This is a genomic window from Breznakia sp. PFB1-19, assembly GCF_029893935.1.
Taxonomy (GTDB): Bacteria; Bacillota_I; Bacilli_A; order Erysipelotrichales; family Erysipelotrichaceae; genus Breznakia; species Breznakia blatticola.
On the sequence record NZ_JARXXJ010000025.1, the window covers coordinates 1 to 15,267 of the forward strand.

Genomic DNA, 15,267 nt, shown 5'->3' on the forward strand with positions numbered 1-15,267 from the left:
CGAGTGTAATCAGCTTGAGCGAAGCGACCCAAATACCCCGTCGGAAAGCCATGGGATGGCTTTCTGGGCTCTGCCCCGGGGTAGTTTATTAGATAAAAAATGGTGTGAGTTCGACAGATGACTCACACCATTAGTTTCTTTGTTGTAATGTTTTCGCACTTAGAAGATACATGGTTTTAGAACGAATTAATTTGAAATAAAAGTTTTTCATTGTCTTTAGACTACGTAGGAATCGGTTATTTCGCCAATTTGGGAATCGATCATTTAAATAATCCCAGTTTTCCATAAGTATTTTATTTCGTAGTTCACTATTTTCTATTTTAACGATACGTTTTAAAGAACTACCAAATATGTAACGGATAGTTACATATTCCAATTGGTCTACATAAGCATCATAAATTTGATGGGTTTTGTAGTAGGTAAAGACATGATCTAGTATTGTATAGATATCTCTAACTTTTTCGTTTTGTGTATTAACAATCGAGTTATCTCTTTGGATGTAATGCACAAATGGTTCGTTAATGAGTTCATATCGTTTTATATAAGGAATAAATGAATATGTAAAAGCGACATCTTCATACCGCAATCCTTTGATGAATGTTAAATTGTATTCTTTGATAATAGCTGTACGAAACATTTTGTTCCAGACGACTGCACGAACATCTAACAGTAACGGGTTCTTTTGAAGTCCTTGATCTTTTCTACATTGATTTGGATACTCCCATACAAAATCGCAAGAAACCATGTCTAAATTCTTTTCAATCGCTTTATTGTACATTGTTTCATACATAGTAGAATCCACATAATCATCGCTATCTAAAAAGCACATATATTCACCTTGTACATATTGCATTCCAAAGTTGCGCGCATCAGATAAACCACCATTTTCTTTTGTGTATAAATGGAATCGTGGATCATTAAGATATCTTTCTACAATTGAACGACTTGTATCTATACTTCCATCGTCAACTACAATAAATTCAATTTCATTAAGGGTTTGTGATTTTAAGGATTCCATACATCGTTCGATATAGTTTTCTACATTGTAGAAAGGAATCACGACACTTACTTTAATATTTTCCATGAATTAAGTATATCATTTTTTTGTGATTTTGTTATTGTTAGTAACTTATTCATGTTCAAATTTGGTATAATAATTTGGATAAGGAGATTGCGATGAAAAAAGTAATGTTTATTTCCAGTACAGGTGGACATTTAAATGAGTTGTTACAACTTCAACCACTGTATGCAAAATATGATTATTGTATAGTAACCGAGAAAACGGAATCGAATGTTACTTTAAAGCAAACATTTCCTGACAAAGTACATTATCTTTGGTATGGAACGAAGCACAATATGCTAAAATACATCTTTGTATTCCCGTTTAATTGTTTGCGTAGTTTATATTTGTTTTTAAAGTTGAAACCAGATGTTGTGATTTCAACAGGAGCGCACACTGCAGTTCCGATGTTCTTCATTGCTCATTGCTTCAAAAAGAAAACGATTTGGATTGAAACATTTGCCAATATTTATACTAAAACTGTTGCAGGAAGTATTGTCTATCCAATAACTGATGACTTTATTGTTCAGTGGAAAAGTATGTTAGAGGTATATCCAGATGCTATCTATGGAGGCTGGTTATTCTAATGATATTTGTAACTTTAGGAACACAGGATAAAAGCTTTTCGAGATTGTTAGAAAAGATTGACGAACTTGTTGAACAAGGTCTGATCCAAGAAGAGATAGTCGTTCAGTCAGGTTGCACAAAATATACAAGTAAGAATATGGATGTACTGGGATTTATTCCAATGGATCAGTTTAATTCATATATAGAAAATTGTACATATATGATTACACATGGCGGTGTTGGAACGATCATGAATGGAATTAATCATGATAAAAAAGTAATTGCTGTAGCTCGACGAGTGGAATATGGAGAACACGAGAATAATCATCAGGTAGAAATTGTAAAAGAGTTTAGTGAGCAAGAATATATTCTTGGTTGTAAGCAAGTTGATGAATTGGAAAATGCAATTTTACAACTTCCTAGATTTCGTGTAAAACCCTATATCTCAAATAATGAAAATTTCTGTAAAATGTTGGAGGAACTCATTGAATCTTAAGGACTCAATTTGTTTCTTTTTTTATGGTACAATGTCAATATGGAAAATTATGAAAAGAATATGTATTCCTTTGGTTTTGTTATATTGCACTATCAAGTAGAGAAAGTGACAATGAACTGTGTAGAATCAATTGTTAATCGAGTGGATACAGAGAATTATCAAATTGTTATTGTTGATAATGCATCACCAAACAAATCAGGAAACACATTAAAAAAATATTATGCAAATAATAAGAATATACATGTATTAATTTTAGAAGAAGGCTTAGGTTTTTCTGGTGGTAATAATAAAGGATTTATGTACGCCAAAAATGAATTGCATTGTGATTTTATTGTCATGCTAAATAATGATACTCTCATTATTCAAGATGACTTTATAAAACAAATAGTAGATGAGTATGAACAAAGTCACTTTGCTGTACTTGGTCCAGAAATTCATCTACCAAATGGGAAGGTAGATGTTTATCCTTTCCAAATTCTGAAGTTGGATGAATTAGATAAGGATCGTGAACGAATCTATGCATTACTTAAGAAAAATAAGTCGGGTAGAGAAAATATTGAATTACTTACAAAACGTTCAATTATGAAACTGATTATGTGGGATAAATGGCGTCATAAACTTAGAGAAGAAAAGACAGTTCCTAAAAGACAAGAAATGGTTCGTTTACATGGATGTTGTTTGATCTTTTCGCCAGTATATGTGAAAGCTTTTGATGGATTGGATAACCGGACAATGTTTTATGGTGAAGAAGACATATTATTTGTTCGTATGATTCGAAATCATATGTTGAGCGTATATCAACCAAAGGTGAAAATCATGCATATGGAACAAGTATCAACTGGTTCGAAGATGAAAACAGCAGCTAAGAAACGTCGTTATGTATATGAAACACATTTAGAAACGTTAGATATGCTAGAGGAACTGTATCATGAAGATTTGGATAGTTTGAAAGGTTATATATAGGTGAAAAGATGAAAATTAGTATTGTAGTTCCTGTATATAATGCAGAGAAATATCTTACAAATTGTTTGGACTCTTTAGTAAATCAAACATATAAAGATTATGAGATTGTCGTAATTAATGATGGATCCACGGATCAATCGAAATTGATATTGGATCAATATGCAAACAAACATAATTGTATGGTTGTATATCATCAAGAAAATCAAGGACAAGCCAAGGCGAGAAACAAAGGAGTGGAGCTTGCACAAGGCGAGTTTATTTGTTTTGTGGATAGTGATGATACAATTACTTTAGATGCTTTAGAACAATTGGTAAATAAACAAGAAGAAAATAATGATGACATTGTATGGTGTAATGCAAAAACACTCCGAGATCAAACTGATGGATTACTTGATGAACATTTGATATATCATGCAGATAGCAACAAACTATATTTTTTAAACAACATGGGACCATGGCGTAAAATTATTCGTAAGTCGTTAATTACGAATAATCATTTAGAATTTCCAACATTTGCTAGGTATGAAGATATTGCGGTTATGCCAGCACTTGCTTGTGTTGCACACGGTATATCGTATATCGAAACACCACTGTTCTTGTACAATATGCACGATGATTCTTTAATGCATCAAAGCAAGTATAGTCCAAAGTTAGATGCGATTTTTGGAGCAATGGAGTATTTGCATGAAGTAGTTGAACGTTTTGGTGCACTTGACAGTTATCATCAAGAGTTGGAATGGTTATATATTGAGCATTTATTACATGCTGCATCATTACGTTACTTTCCATTTGCGGAAGGTAGAAGTGGGTTAGCTAAGATTGTCGATATCATGCAAAAACAATATCCAGGTTGGATGAAAAATCCATACTATCAAACAAGGAACTGGAAATTTAAACTGATATGTCGTTTGTTTTATAAGAAAAGATACGGACTATTACGTATCTTGTTGAAGTAGGTGATGTTGTGAAAATTTCTGTGGCACTTTGCACATATAATGGAGAAGCATATATTCAACAACAACTGCAAAGTATTTTAAATCAGACACAACAAGTAGATGAATTAATTATTTGTGATGATGGCTCAACAGATGGGACAGTTGCATGCATGGAACAAGTATTAAAGGATTCAACAATTCCTTATAAAATCATTCAAAATGAATCTTCGTTAGGTGTTGTTAAAAACTTCTATAAAGCATATCACATGTGTTCTGGAGATATTATTTTTAGTTGTGATCAGGACGATGTATGGCAAATGAATAAAGTTGAACGCATTATGCCTATATTTGAGGATAGAAAAATCCAACTTGTTGCAAGTAATGCAGATATTATTGATGCAAAAGGGAATACAACAGGACAAGTATTAAATCAGCTTGTAGATTTTGAGCCACCCATCAAACAAAGTGAATGGAAAGATATTTTACTTCACTCATTTTGTATCACAGGTGCAACAATGGCTTTACGAAAGAGTTTCTTTATTGAAAATGAACATGTAAGTGACCATTGGTTGCATGATGGATGGTTAGCAATGTTGGCTAGTTTTCAAGATGGACTTTATTATCTTAATGAGTCATTAACCTTGTACCGAATACATGGAAATAACACAGCAGGAGTAGGGAATTTTAATCCAGTAACTACGGGATTGACAAAACCGTTTTATTTTCCTAGATATGCTAAGGAAAAATACGATTTATACAAAGAAGTAGAGCAGTGGCTAATCCAGTTGCATAAAGATGTTCCATCTTCTTTAGTATCATGTTTAGACTTTTGGCAAATACGAAGTAAAATTGCAACGTATTCTTTCTCTAACATGAGAAAACTAACTAAGAAAATGAAACAAGAAAATTTCTATATAATGTATGCAAATACTAATGCATATTACTATTTAGACTATTATTTTTGGCTTGTATATAAACTGTTTTTCTTTAAGGTGGAAAAAGGATAGACATCTAATGATTTGAGAATATGAACATCTACTGAATAGTCTTTGAGTTTTATTGCTAAATACAAGAAAAAATGCTAAAGTAAACTGAATGTATTAAACATATTAAGGAGTTATGATGGAAGATAAAAACAATGCAATTGAAGTTAGAGGATTGTATAAATCTTTTAAAATATCATATGATAAACCGCAAACATTAAAAGAACGTTTGCTTTTTTGGAATAGAGACAAAGTAGAACATAAATTAATATTAAAAAACATAAGTTTAAATATTAAAAAAGGAGAGACTGTTGCATTAGTTGGAACGAACGGTAGTGGGAAGTCGACGTTACTAAAACTTATGACGAAAATACTTTATCCGAATAAAGGGAAATTGGAAACACAAGGTAAATTAACATCGCTTCTCGAACTTGGAGCAGGTTTTCATCCTGATTTTACAGGACGTGAAAACATTTATTTTAATGCTTCAATCTTTGGGCTAACTAGAAAAGAAATAGATGCAAGAATAGAAGATATTATCGCGTTTTCTGAATTAGAAGAATTTATTGATAATCCAGTTAGAACATACTCTTCTGGGATGTATATGCGTTTGGCATTTTCTATTGCAATAAACGTTGATGCTGATATTTTACTTATTGATGAAATTTTGGCAGTTGGTGATCAACATTTCCAAGAACGTTGTTTTGATAAATTAACAGAATTGGGAGAAAGTGATAAGACAATTGTATTTGTTTCTCATGATTTAGGTTCTGTAGAAAAACTGTGTGATCGTGCAATTTGGATATATAAAGGTGAATTGAAAGCCGATGGAGATCCTACGTACGTAATTGAACAATACCTTGACCAAATAAGTATTGATCATCAAGAGAAACGAAAAGAAGGAATTAAAAAAGCTGACACTATGAAAAAACGAAACACATACAATGGTGTTGGTTTTATTGATGTTCCAAAAGGATATCAAGAAGTGAATAATGATTTAAATCATGCTGTTTTTGAAGGATGGGAATTAAATGAACATCCACAATCACGGATCCGTGTAGAAATTGATGGCAACTCTCTGGATGTGAAACGAAAAGATAGACCTGATGTGTTTGTTGTATATGATGGTTTATACGGCGGATTTGAGGCAAATGATAAAGCTGGTTGGGAAGTTGAAGTAGACGTAACAAAACTAAATCCAGGTGAGCACAAAATAACATTAATTACAGAGACACCTGAGGGTCAATTAATTACAAAAGAAGAAAATGTTTTCCGTGTCGTAGAGGTATCAAAATGAAACTAATACAAAATTTATATCAATATCGCGAATTGCTGAAAAGTAATATAAAGAAAGAAATTAGAGGGAAATATAAAGGATCCTTTTTAGGTGTCATTTGGTCTTTTATCAATCCACTTTTACAAGTGCTTGTTTACGCACTTGTTTTCCCCTACTTGATGGATATAAAGGGTACTGATAATTATTTAATTTATTTAGTTGTTGGTATTATCCCTTGGACTTTTTTTACAACAGTTATTACACAAGGAGTAACAAGTATTCGTTATAATGCCGGTATTGTGAAAAAGGTTTATTTTCCAAGAGAAATTTTACCAATCTCAGTGGCAATTAGTGGATATGTGAATTTCTTAATCTCATGTATTATTGTTTTAATATTTGTATTAATTGGTGGATATGGTATTTCTTGGCATATATTATTAGTACCTATCATTGGCGCAATCCAAATGCTGTTTTCGCTTGGATTAATTTTGGCATTAAGTGCAATTAATATATATGTTAAAGATATCGAGTATATTGTAACTTTTATTGTTAATATGTTGTTTTATGGAACACCAATTTTATATAAGATGAATCAGTTTACAGGAGATGTTCCTGGAATCTTAGTGAAATTAGTCGAAATTAATCCATTAACAACTTTTATGAACGCATACAGAGATGTTTTCATGTATCATGTAGTACCAGACATGAAAATGGGATTACTTATTGTAGTAATTTCTATACTTGTGTTTTTAATCGGACTTGTTATATTTAGAAAGTTAGAAAAAGGATTTGCTGAAGAAATCTAGAATAGAGGATTATCATGCGTTTTAATATTAGAGAATGTGACCTATATGGAATTAAAAACCCCTTTTTGTTTTTTAGTGGATGGGTTGAAAGTAGTGTTGTAAAAATAGAAATTAAGAATGAGAAGGATACTTTGTATGAGATTGAATTCAAACCTACTAAGTCTAAAACTCATTCTTTTAGTGTTCGCACTGAAATAAAAGGAAAGCTAGTAGATAAATATAGAATCTTGGCTATTGAAAAAGACGGACATGTTGAAGAATTAACTACATTTGAAAGTACGCCATGGAAGCGTTTTGCACAGAAATTTCAAAGAGATAAATTGAAAGATTTCAAGAAAGAAGTAATACGTGATTTTCCATCAACATACTCGAAAACAGGTGATCCAAAAAATGTTAAAGATTATTATCAATGGATTGCTGAATATGAAAGATTCAGTCCAGTAGAGACATATAAATATAACCCAAAGTTTTCGGTGATTATTCCGGTCTACAATGTAAGTAGAAAATATTTAACAGAGTGTCTGGAATCTATTTTAAATCAGACATATCAAAACTTTGAGATTTGTTTGGCGGATGACTGCTCAACTAACTCTGAGACAATACAAACGCTAAAGGAATTTGAAAAAAAGGATAGTAGAATACATGTTTTCTATCGTGAGACTAATGGTCATATTTCTGAAGCTAGTAACTCTGCTTTATCCATTGCGACAGGAGATTATATTGTAATGATGGATAATGATGATGTGATTGTTCCACAGGCATTTAACGAGTTTGTAAGAGTTTTAAATGAGGACCCAGAAATTGATTTCATTTATAGCGATGAAGATAAAATAGATACTGAGGGAAATCGTAGTGATCCACAGTTTAAGCCGGAATTAGCTATTGATAAACTCTATGGAGGAAATTACATTTGCCATCTAAATGCGGTTAGAAAAACTATAATGGATGAAATTGGTGGATTTAGAAAAGGGTATGAAGGAGCTCAGGATTTTGATTTGTTTTTAAGAATAACAGAAGTAACAAAGAAGTTCCGTCATGTTCCTAAAATTCTTTATCATTGGAGAATGATTCCTGGTTCTACTGCATTAGATTCAGGTTCTAAGAATTACGCTGGGGAAGCAGGCCGAAGTGCATTACAAGATTTATTGAATAAAAAAGGCGTGAATGCAGAAGTTAATGTAGTAATTGCGACTAATTATTCTGTTGAATACTTCCTAGAAGAAGAACCAATAGTGAATGTTGTAGTCCCAATCGAAAAGGTGAATGATGACTTTTTAACTCCAGTAAAAACTACTGCAGCAGAGATGTTCAATAAACAATTAATCTTTACATTTGTATGTGATAAAAATGACTATGAAAAAGTCACATCAAAAGTGGTTGACTTTGTTTATCCTCATAAAGTTGTTCAAATAGAAAAAACACTTGCTGAAACATTAAATAAAGTAAGTGATTTATATGAATATACAATGATTTTGAGACAAGGAACTATTATATATATATTTGATGCAATAGAATTGATGTCAGGATATTCAATGCAAAATGAAATAGGTGTAGTTGGAACTAAAATTCTTAATAAAAATAAATATATTGTGGATAGTGGGTACTTTTTAGAAAATGAAACATTATTACCATTAACTTTTGTTACATATAGAGAAGACTTTGGTGTATATGGAACATTATTAGTTCCAAACAATTATCGAATTCTTGAAGATGTTTGCTTTATGTTTAATAAAGAAACATTAAATGCAGTAAATGGCTTTGCTAATGATATAGATTTGGAAGATATATATTATGACTTTATGCTTCGTGTACATGAAAGTGGTATGCGAAATATTTGCTTAAGTGATATAGAAGCTCAGTCAAAGAAATCCAATACACGTCATGACCTTCACAAGTCAACAATGATGCATTGGAAACAACAAGGAATCGATGTAGCTTCTGACATGTATTACAATGAAAATCTATCAACACAGGCAGCATATCGTTTGGATATAAAGAAATGATAAGAGAAGAGGAGGATGAAATAGTATATGTATAATTATTTTATATGTTTGATATTCCCAGTTTTTTTCGTTGTTTTTCTTCAATTTTTTGGAGCAGCAGTTTCAAAGAATATAAAATCATACCACTCTAATTTTATAAAAGGGTTTATACTATATACATTTATAAATGCTTGTTTTGGAATTCCACTACAAATTGTAAATGGTAAGTGGATATACTATTTCATTTTTGAAATACTTTTGCTTTTAAGTATATTAGTATTTATTATTATCTCGATTCGAAAGAAAAGAATCGATTTGTCGACAATTTCGTTTAAAGAATATGTATCAAATAATATAGTTCTCTTTATAGGGGCGATTATAATTGTATTCTTCACATTACAATTTCCAGAAATGCTATGGAAATTAAATAATACTGATGATGGGTACTACTTGTCGAAAATCGCGTCTTTACCATATGAAAAAACACCTTTCTCAACAAATCCAGAGACAGGTTTACTTATTACAGAACCTTTTTCATACAAACTAAATACGTATGAATTAGAATCTTCGTTCTTCGTATACTTGTTCAATGTATCGTCTGTTGTATATGCAAGAATTTCTATGAACTTCCTAAATGCATATGCAATGTTAAATGCAATTTATATATTTGGTAAGAAGATTGTTAGTGAGAAGTATAAAAACATAGCACTACAAGTATTAAGTATAGGAGCTTATTTTCTTTGTTTAATCTGTATAGTTAAATTTATCAATGATGCAGGTGAAGCTTGGCGCTTCTCAACAGCAACTCATTTTGGATCGACTTTTGTTATGGGGGCGGGTCCAGTATTGCTTTTTGGTTTGTTTTTAGATATGAAAGAAATTACTATATCTAAAGTTGTTTCATTTTTTATTATAAGTGTAGCTTTGATTTCCAAATCATCAATTGCAGTTCCTATTATTTTTGTTGCTGGAATCGGTGGTCTTATTTCGTTTTTACTAACATCTAATTCGAATTGGAAAATAAGGTATGGAGCAATTCTAATTACGATAATTGCTATTGTTGGTACATCGTTCATTTTACCGTATGATCCTATTTTAAGTAAGACGATGGTTAAAAGCTTAGTAGCAAACAAAAGTAATTTGATTTTATATCTAACAATCATCATTATTCTTGTATATGCAATAAAAAAACGAGAAATAGCAGTAAAAAGAATAGTTATAATTTTTTCAATAACACTTTTTTTACTTGTTACTCCGACAGTCAATTCAGTTATTGCCTTATTCACACAATATGAGTTTGCATTGGAAAGAATGATTTTGGCTTCATATGGTTGTTTGATGTTAACTGCATATTTTATTTTAATGTATTTAGTTGTTTCTCTATCAAAGAAAGAACTTCAACGAATTGCATTATCTAGTCTTGTATGTGCCATTTCTATACTAACAACTGCAAATTTATATTATCTAACCCCACAAAAAATGAGAAGAACGGCAGGATTATGGTATGGAAACAAGCAATTTGTTCATAAATCTACTGTACATTTGGCTAATCAAGTTGAAGATTATTATGAAAAAACTGGTAGAAAACTGGCAATCGTCCTTCCAGCAGGTTTAACATTTGGGGACTATGCACACTTTCCAAGTTCAATACTTAGAGCATTTGCACCTAACTGTATTTCGTTGACTGCAACACTTCGTATTGAAATGGAGTACAAGAACAAACAAAGTATTTACAAAGGTTATAATATTGATGACCAACAGTTATTCATGAGAGTTGGACCAGAAATGATTGAAGATGAACTTACTGAAATACAAACTTTATTAAATAAATATCCTATTAATTGTATAGTAAAAGTTAGTTCAAATATTGAAGCAGATAAGCCGGTGTTTGAAAAGTTAGGTTTTAATAAAGTTATAAAAGTGGATGACGTGTATACAATGTATATCAATGAGTCTTTTTCGATTGATGATGTAAAAATTGATGTAGTAAACAAATGAGTTGTTAATGATGATTATTGCTCTTGACACATTTAATAATACGTTGTATAACGTACATAACAACTATGAAAAGGACAACAATCATGCAAATTGATGTAGAGAGTAAAGCGGTTGGTGAAAGCTTTATGAGAGATGTTTGATTTACTACCTTGGAGTTGAACTCGAAAGATGTTCCGTCACTCGCGTTAAGAGGTTTGAGGTGTAATAGATTATTACACGAATTAAGGTGGTAACACGATGCATTCGTCCTTTGGGGTGGATGCTTTTTTTATAAGGAGATAACGATTATGAACATGGATTTTTTAAATGATGAACGATTAAACCGATTAAATCATTCAGCTGCTCACGTATTAGCGCAAGCAGTAAAACACCTTTACCCACAAGCTAAATTTTGGGTAGGACCAGTAGTAGAAGAAGGATTTTACTATGATATCGATTTAGGAGAAGATGTAATTCGTGATGAAGATATTCCTAAAATCGAAAAAGAAATGAAAAAGATTATTAAAGATGGGAAACGTATTGTCAGAGAAGAAATTTCAAAAGCAGAAGCTATTGAAATGTTTAAAGATGACGAATACAAACTTGATTTAATTAATGATCTAGAAGATGGAACAATTACTGTATATCGTCAAGGAGGCTTTGTGGATCTTTGTCGTGGGCCACACGTAGATACTGTAAAAGAAGTCAAAAACTTTAAGTTAATGAAACACTCTGGTGCATACTGGAAAGGTGACAAAAACAATAAAGTATTACAACGTATCTATGGAGTATGTTTTGAAACAAAAGAAGATTTAGAAGCATACTTAAATTTACTTGAAGAAGCAAAACGTCGTGACCACAAGAAATTAGGTCGTGAGTTAGATATCTTTATGATGAGTGAGTACGCACCTGGTATGCCATTTTTCTTACCAAATGGAATGATTATTCGTAACTTACTAGAAGAATTCTGGTATGAAGTGCATAAAGATGATTACTCATTTATTAAGACACCAATTATGATGTCAAAAGAATTATGGGAATTAAGTGGACACTGGGCAAACTATCAAGACAATATGTATACTTGTGATGTAGATGACCGTGTTTATGCAATTAAACCAATGAACTGTCCAGGTGGAATGTTAGTATATAAGAATGGATTGCATTCATATAAAGATCTTCCAATTCGCTCAGGAGAGTTAGGACAAGTTCACCGTCATGAAGCTAGTGGAGCTCTAAATGGTTTATTCCGCGTACGTACATTCACACAAGATGATGCACATATCTTTATGCGTGAAGATCAAATCGAAAGTGAAATCCTACGTTTATTAAAATTAATCGATAAGATTTATTCAACATTTAAACTGGATTACCGTATTGAATTAAGTACTCGTCCAGAAGATAAATATATTGGAACAATTGAGTCATGGGATAAAAGTGAAGCAATCTTACAAAAAGCAATTGAAGCAAGTGGGAAAGAATGGAAACTTAACCCAGGTGATGGAGCATTCTATGGTCCAAAACTAGACTTCCACATTCGTGATTCATTAGGAAGAAGCTGGCAATGTGGTACAATCCAACTTGATGCAAACTTACCTGAACGTTTTGACTTAACATATGTTGATGCAGATGGAACAAAGAAACGCCCAGTTATGTTACATCGTGCGATCTTTGGATCAATTGAACGTTTCATTGGAATTCTGATTGAACACTATGCAGGAGCATTCCCAACTTGGTTAGCACCTGTTCAAGTAGCGGTCTTGCCAGTTAAAAATGAATACCATTTAGACTATGCAAATGAAGTTGTAGAATTATTAAAAGCACAAGGTATTCGTGTTGATTTAGATGCACGTGAAGAAAAATTAGGATACAGAATCCGTGAGAACCAAATGAAGAAATCACCATTTATGTTGATTTTAGGAGATACTGAACGTGATGAAAAAACAATTAGTTTCCGTCGTTATGGTGAACAAAAAACGACAACTGTATCACAAGAAGAATTCGTTGCATTAGTAACAAAAGAAATTGAAACAAAAGAATAAAAATTGTGAAAAGAGAAATGATTTGGTGACATTTCTCTTTTTTTGCATATGAGATATAATACAGATATGAATAAATATTACACAGGAGAATTCGCAAAAAAAGCTGGAGTAACTGAACGAACATTACGTTTCTATGATAAAAAGGGTTTACTTAAACCAAGTATAAATCCAGATAATAAGTATCGGATGTATACAGATAATGATTTTATTAAGCTCCAAAATATCCTTATTTTAAAACAGATTGGATTTAGCTTAGAAGATATTCAGATTCTAATTTCTCGTAAGGACCGCAAGAGTTTAGTTGACATGTTGAATACACAAAAGGAATTAGTAAATCAGAAACTGGATTATTTTCGAAACTTAAAACAAGCAATTGAAGTAACAGAGAAGTCAATTGAAGGAAGGCGTATAGATTGGGATAAAATGATGCATCTAATGCATTTATTGACTGGAGATGGAATTATTGAACATTATAAGGATTCACATCAACTGACAACACGTATTTCACTTCATCAAAAATATACAGTAGGAAAAGTTGATTGGTACGATTGGATTTATTCGCAAATTAAACTTACTCATACAAACCGAATACTCGAAGTTGGTTGTGGTGAAGGTAGTCTTTGGAAGAATAGAAAAATAAGTTTTCGACACAGAGAGATTTTCTTGAGTGACAAAAGTGAAGGAATGGTTGAAAGCGCACGAAAGAACTTAGGAAATGATTTTAACTTTTTATGTTTCCCATTAGAAAATATACCTTTTAAAGATCATTACTTTGATGTAGTTATTGCAAATCATACATTGTTTTATCTTCACGACATGAAAAGTGGAATAAAAGAGATTGTACGTGTCTTAGATGATAAAGGTGTTTTTTATACTACGACCTATAGTAAGAATCATTTAAAAGAGATTACAGATATTGCAAAAGAATTTGACAATCGAATTACGCTTTCTGATGAACCTTTATATGAGGTATTTGGTATGGAGAATGGTAAACGTCAACTTAGGAAATATTTTGCTGATGTTGAAATGCACACATACCAAGATCAACTACTTGTAACTAGTGCTAGTGATCTTTATGACTATATAATGAGTTGTCATGGTAACCAATTAAGTGTTATCGGAAATCGAAGTGACGAGTTTATTTCATTCTTAGAAGATAAACTGAAGGATAATGGATTGTTGGTGAATAAAGAGGCTTGTTTATTTATATGTAAGAATATGTGAAATCATTTTTAGTGTTGACCTTGACGTTACGTAATGGTTTAGTATAGTAGATATGATACAAGGAGGATTTCTAAATGAAAGGAATCATTTTGGCTGGAGGAAGTGGAACTCGTTTATACCCACTGACAAAAGTAACTAGTAAACAATTATTACCTGTATATGACAAACCAATGATTTATTACCCACTATCAATTTTGATGAGTGCGGGAATCAAAGAAATATTAATTATTTCAACACCTCAAGATACACCTCGTTTTAAAGAGTTGTTAGGTGATGGAAAACAATTTGGTATTTCATTAGAGTACAAAGTACAACCATCACCAGATGGTTTAGCACAAGCATTTATTATCGGTGAAGATTTTATCGGTGATGATAGTGTAGCGATGATACTTGGAGATAATATTTTCCATGGACATGGCTTAACAAAACGCTTAGTAGCTGCTGCAAACAAAGAAAAAGGAGCAACTGTCTTTGGATACTATGTAGAAGATCCAGAACGTTTCGGTGTTGTTGAATTCGATGAAGCTGGACAAGCAATTTCATTAGAAGAAAAACCAGAACAACCAAAATCAAATTATGCAGTTACAGGACTGTATTTCTATGACAATAAAGTTGTTGAATATGCAAAAAACTTAGCACCTAGTGCACGTGGTGAACTTGAAATCACTGACTTAAACCGTATTTACCTTGAGTCAGGTGAATTAAATGTTACATTATTAAATGATGGCTTTACATGGTTAGATACAGGAACACATGAGTCATTAGCAGATGCAACAAATTTTGTATATACAATTGAGACACATCAAAATCGTAAGATTGCATGTTTAGAAGAAATTGCATTTGATCAAGGTTGGATTTCAATTGATGAATTAAAAGAAACATATGAAATATATAAGAAAAACCAATACGGTACATATCTTAAACGAATTATTGATCGTAAGTATGTAGATTAAGGAAGC

At 31.8% G+C, this 15,267-nt stretch carries 13 protein-coding genes; 12 read left to right on the forward strand and 1 reads right to left on the reverse strand.

What is annotated here, in order from left to right:
- Positions 1-130: 130 nt before the first annotated feature.
- Complete coding sequence (locus tag M2098_RS09910) at positions 131-1,084, reverse strand: glycosyltransferase (protein WP_280684066.1); 954 nt, start codon at positions 1,082-1,084, stop codon at positions 131-133.
- Positions 1,085-1,176: 92 nt separating this feature from the next.
- Between M2098_RS09910 and pssD the strand changes: the two genes are divergently transcribed.
- The 12 genes from pssD (at position 1,177) to rfbA (ending at position 15,261) form a co-directional block, all read left to right on the forward strand.
- Positions 1,177-1,647, forward strand: a complete 471-nt coding sequence (gene pssD, locus M2098_RS09915) for a PssD/Cps14F family polysaccharide biosynthesis glycosyltransferase (protein ID WP_280684068.1) — start codon at positions 1,177-1,179, stop codon at positions 1,645-1,647.
- Positions 1,647-2,123 (forward strand): PssE/Cps14G family polysaccharide biosynthesis glycosyltransferase, encoded by a 477-nt coding sequence (gene pssE / locus M2098_RS09920; protein WP_280684070.1) that lies wholly within the window; start codon positions 1,647-1,649, stop codon positions 2,121-2,123. Before pssD ends, pssE begins: the two co-directional genes overlap by 1 nt.
- 60 nt (positions 2,124-2,183) lie before the next feature.
- Positions 2,184-3,086: a glycosyltransferase gene (locus M2098_RS09925; protein WP_280684119.1), complete on the forward strand. Its 903-nt coding sequence runs from the start codon at positions 2,184-2,186 to the stop codon at positions 3,084-3,086.
- 8 nt (positions 3,087-3,094) lie between these two features.
- On the forward strand, positions 3,095-4,042 hold the full coding sequence (locus M2098_RS09930; protein WP_280684072.1) for a glycosyltransferase family 2 protein: 948 nt from the start codon (positions 3,095-3,097) through the stop codon (positions 4,040-4,042).
- An 8-nt stretch (positions 4,043-4,050) separates the two neighbouring features.
- The gene (locus M2098_RS09935) at positions 4,051-5,028 is read left to right on the forward strand and encodes a glycosyltransferase family 2 protein (protein WP_280684074.1); all 978 of its coding nucleotides are present in this window, start codon (positions 4,051-4,053) and stop codon (positions 5,026-5,028) included.
- Positions 5,029-5,143: 115 nt separating this feature from the next.
- Positions 5,144-6,301, forward strand: a complete 1,158-nt coding sequence (locus M2098_RS09940; RefSeq protein WP_280684076.1) for an ABC transporter ATP-binding protein — start codon at positions 5,144-5,146, stop codon at positions 6,299-6,301.
- Entirely contained in the window at positions 6,298-7,086 is a 789-nt protein-coding gene (locus M2098_RS09945; protein ID WP_280684079.1) for an ABC transporter permease, read from the forward strand. The genes M2098_RS09940 and M2098_RS09945 overlap by 4 nt, the downstream gene beginning before the upstream one ends.
- A 14-nt stretch (positions 7,087-7,100) precedes the next feature.
- Positions 7,101-9,089, forward strand: a complete 1,989-nt coding sequence (locus tag M2098_RS09950; RefSeq protein ID WP_280684081.1) for a glycosyltransferase — start codon at positions 7,101-7,103, stop codon at positions 9,087-9,089.
- 27 nt (positions 9,090-9,116) lie between these two features.
- A complete protein-coding gene (locus tag M2098_RS09955) occupies positions 9,117-11,066 on the forward strand; it encodes a hypothetical protein (protein ID WP_280684083.1) in 1,950 nt (649 codons plus the stop codon).
- Between the two features lie 287 nt (positions 11,067-11,353).
- Positions 11,354-13,084 carry a threonine--tRNA ligase gene (thrS, locus tag M2098_RS09960; protein ID WP_280684085.1) on the forward strand — a complete coding sequence of 577 codons (1,731 nt, stop codon included), beginning with the start codon at positions 11,354-11,356 and terminating at the stop codon, positions 13,082-13,084.
- A gap of 66 nt (positions 13,085-13,150) precedes the next feature.
- Positions 13,151-14,308: a MerR family transcriptional regulator gene (locus M2098_RS09965; protein ID WP_280684087.1), complete on the forward strand. Its 1,158-nt coding sequence runs from the start codon at positions 13,151-13,153 to the stop codon at positions 14,306-14,308.
- Positions 14,309-14,382: 74 nt separating this feature from the next.
- A complete protein-coding gene (gene rfbA / locus M2098_RS09970) occupies positions 14,383-15,261 on the forward strand; it encodes a glucose-1-phosphate thymidylyltransferase RfbA (protein ID WP_280684089.1) in 879 nt (292 codons plus the stop codon).
- Positions 15,262-15,267 lie beyond the last annotated feature (6 nt).

What these genes read in the sequence shown, in the direction of transcription:
- M2098_RS09910 (WP_280684066.1), bottom strand. Translation starts at nt 1,084, where the DNA reads ATGGAAAATATTAAAGTAAGTGTCGTGATTCCTTTCTACAATGTAGAA.
- M2098_RS09940 (WP_280684076.1), top strand. Translation starts at nt 5,144, where the DNA reads ATGGAAGATAAAAACAATGCAATTGAAGTTAGAGGATTGTATAAATCT.
- pssD (WP_280684068.1), top strand. Translation starts at nt 1,177, where the DNA reads ATGAAAAAAGTAATGTTTATTTCCAGTACAGGTGGACATTTAAATGAG.
- M2098_RS09925 (WP_280684119.1), top strand. Translation starts at nt 2,184, where the DNA reads ATGTATTCCTTTGGTTTTGTTATATTGCACTATCAAGTAGAGAAAGTG.
- M2098_RS09950 (WP_280684081.1), top strand. Translation starts at nt 7,101, where the DNA reads ATGCGTTTTAATATTAGAGAATGTGACCTATATGGAATTAAAAACCCC.
- M2098_RS09965 (WP_280684087.1), top strand. Translation starts at nt 13,151, where the DNA reads ATGAATAAATATTACACAGGAGAATTCGCAAAAAAAGCTGGAGTAACT.
- pssE (WP_280684070.1), top strand. Translation starts at nt 1,647, where the DNA reads ATGATATTTGTAACTTTAGGAACACAGGATAAAAGCTTTTCGAGATTG.
- thrS (WP_280684085.1), top strand. Translation starts at nt 11,354, where the DNA reads ATGAACATGGATTTTTTAAATGATGAACGATTAAACCGATTAAATCAT.
- rfbA (WP_280684089.1), top strand. Translation starts at nt 14,383, where the DNA reads ATGAAAGGAATCATTTTGGCTGGAGGAAGTGGAACTCGTTTATACCCA.
- M2098_RS09930 (WP_280684072.1), top strand. Translation starts at nt 3,095, where the DNA reads ATGAAAATTAGTATTGTAGTTCCTGTATATAATGCAGAGAAATATCTT.
- M2098_RS09955 (WP_280684083.1), top strand. Translation starts at nt 9,117, where the DNA reads ATGTATAATTATTTTATATGTTTGATATTCCCAGTTTTTTTCGTTGTT.
- M2098_RS09945 (WP_280684079.1), top strand. Translation starts at nt 6,298, where the DNA reads ATGAAACTAATACAAAATTTATATCAATATCGCGAATTGCTGAAAAGT.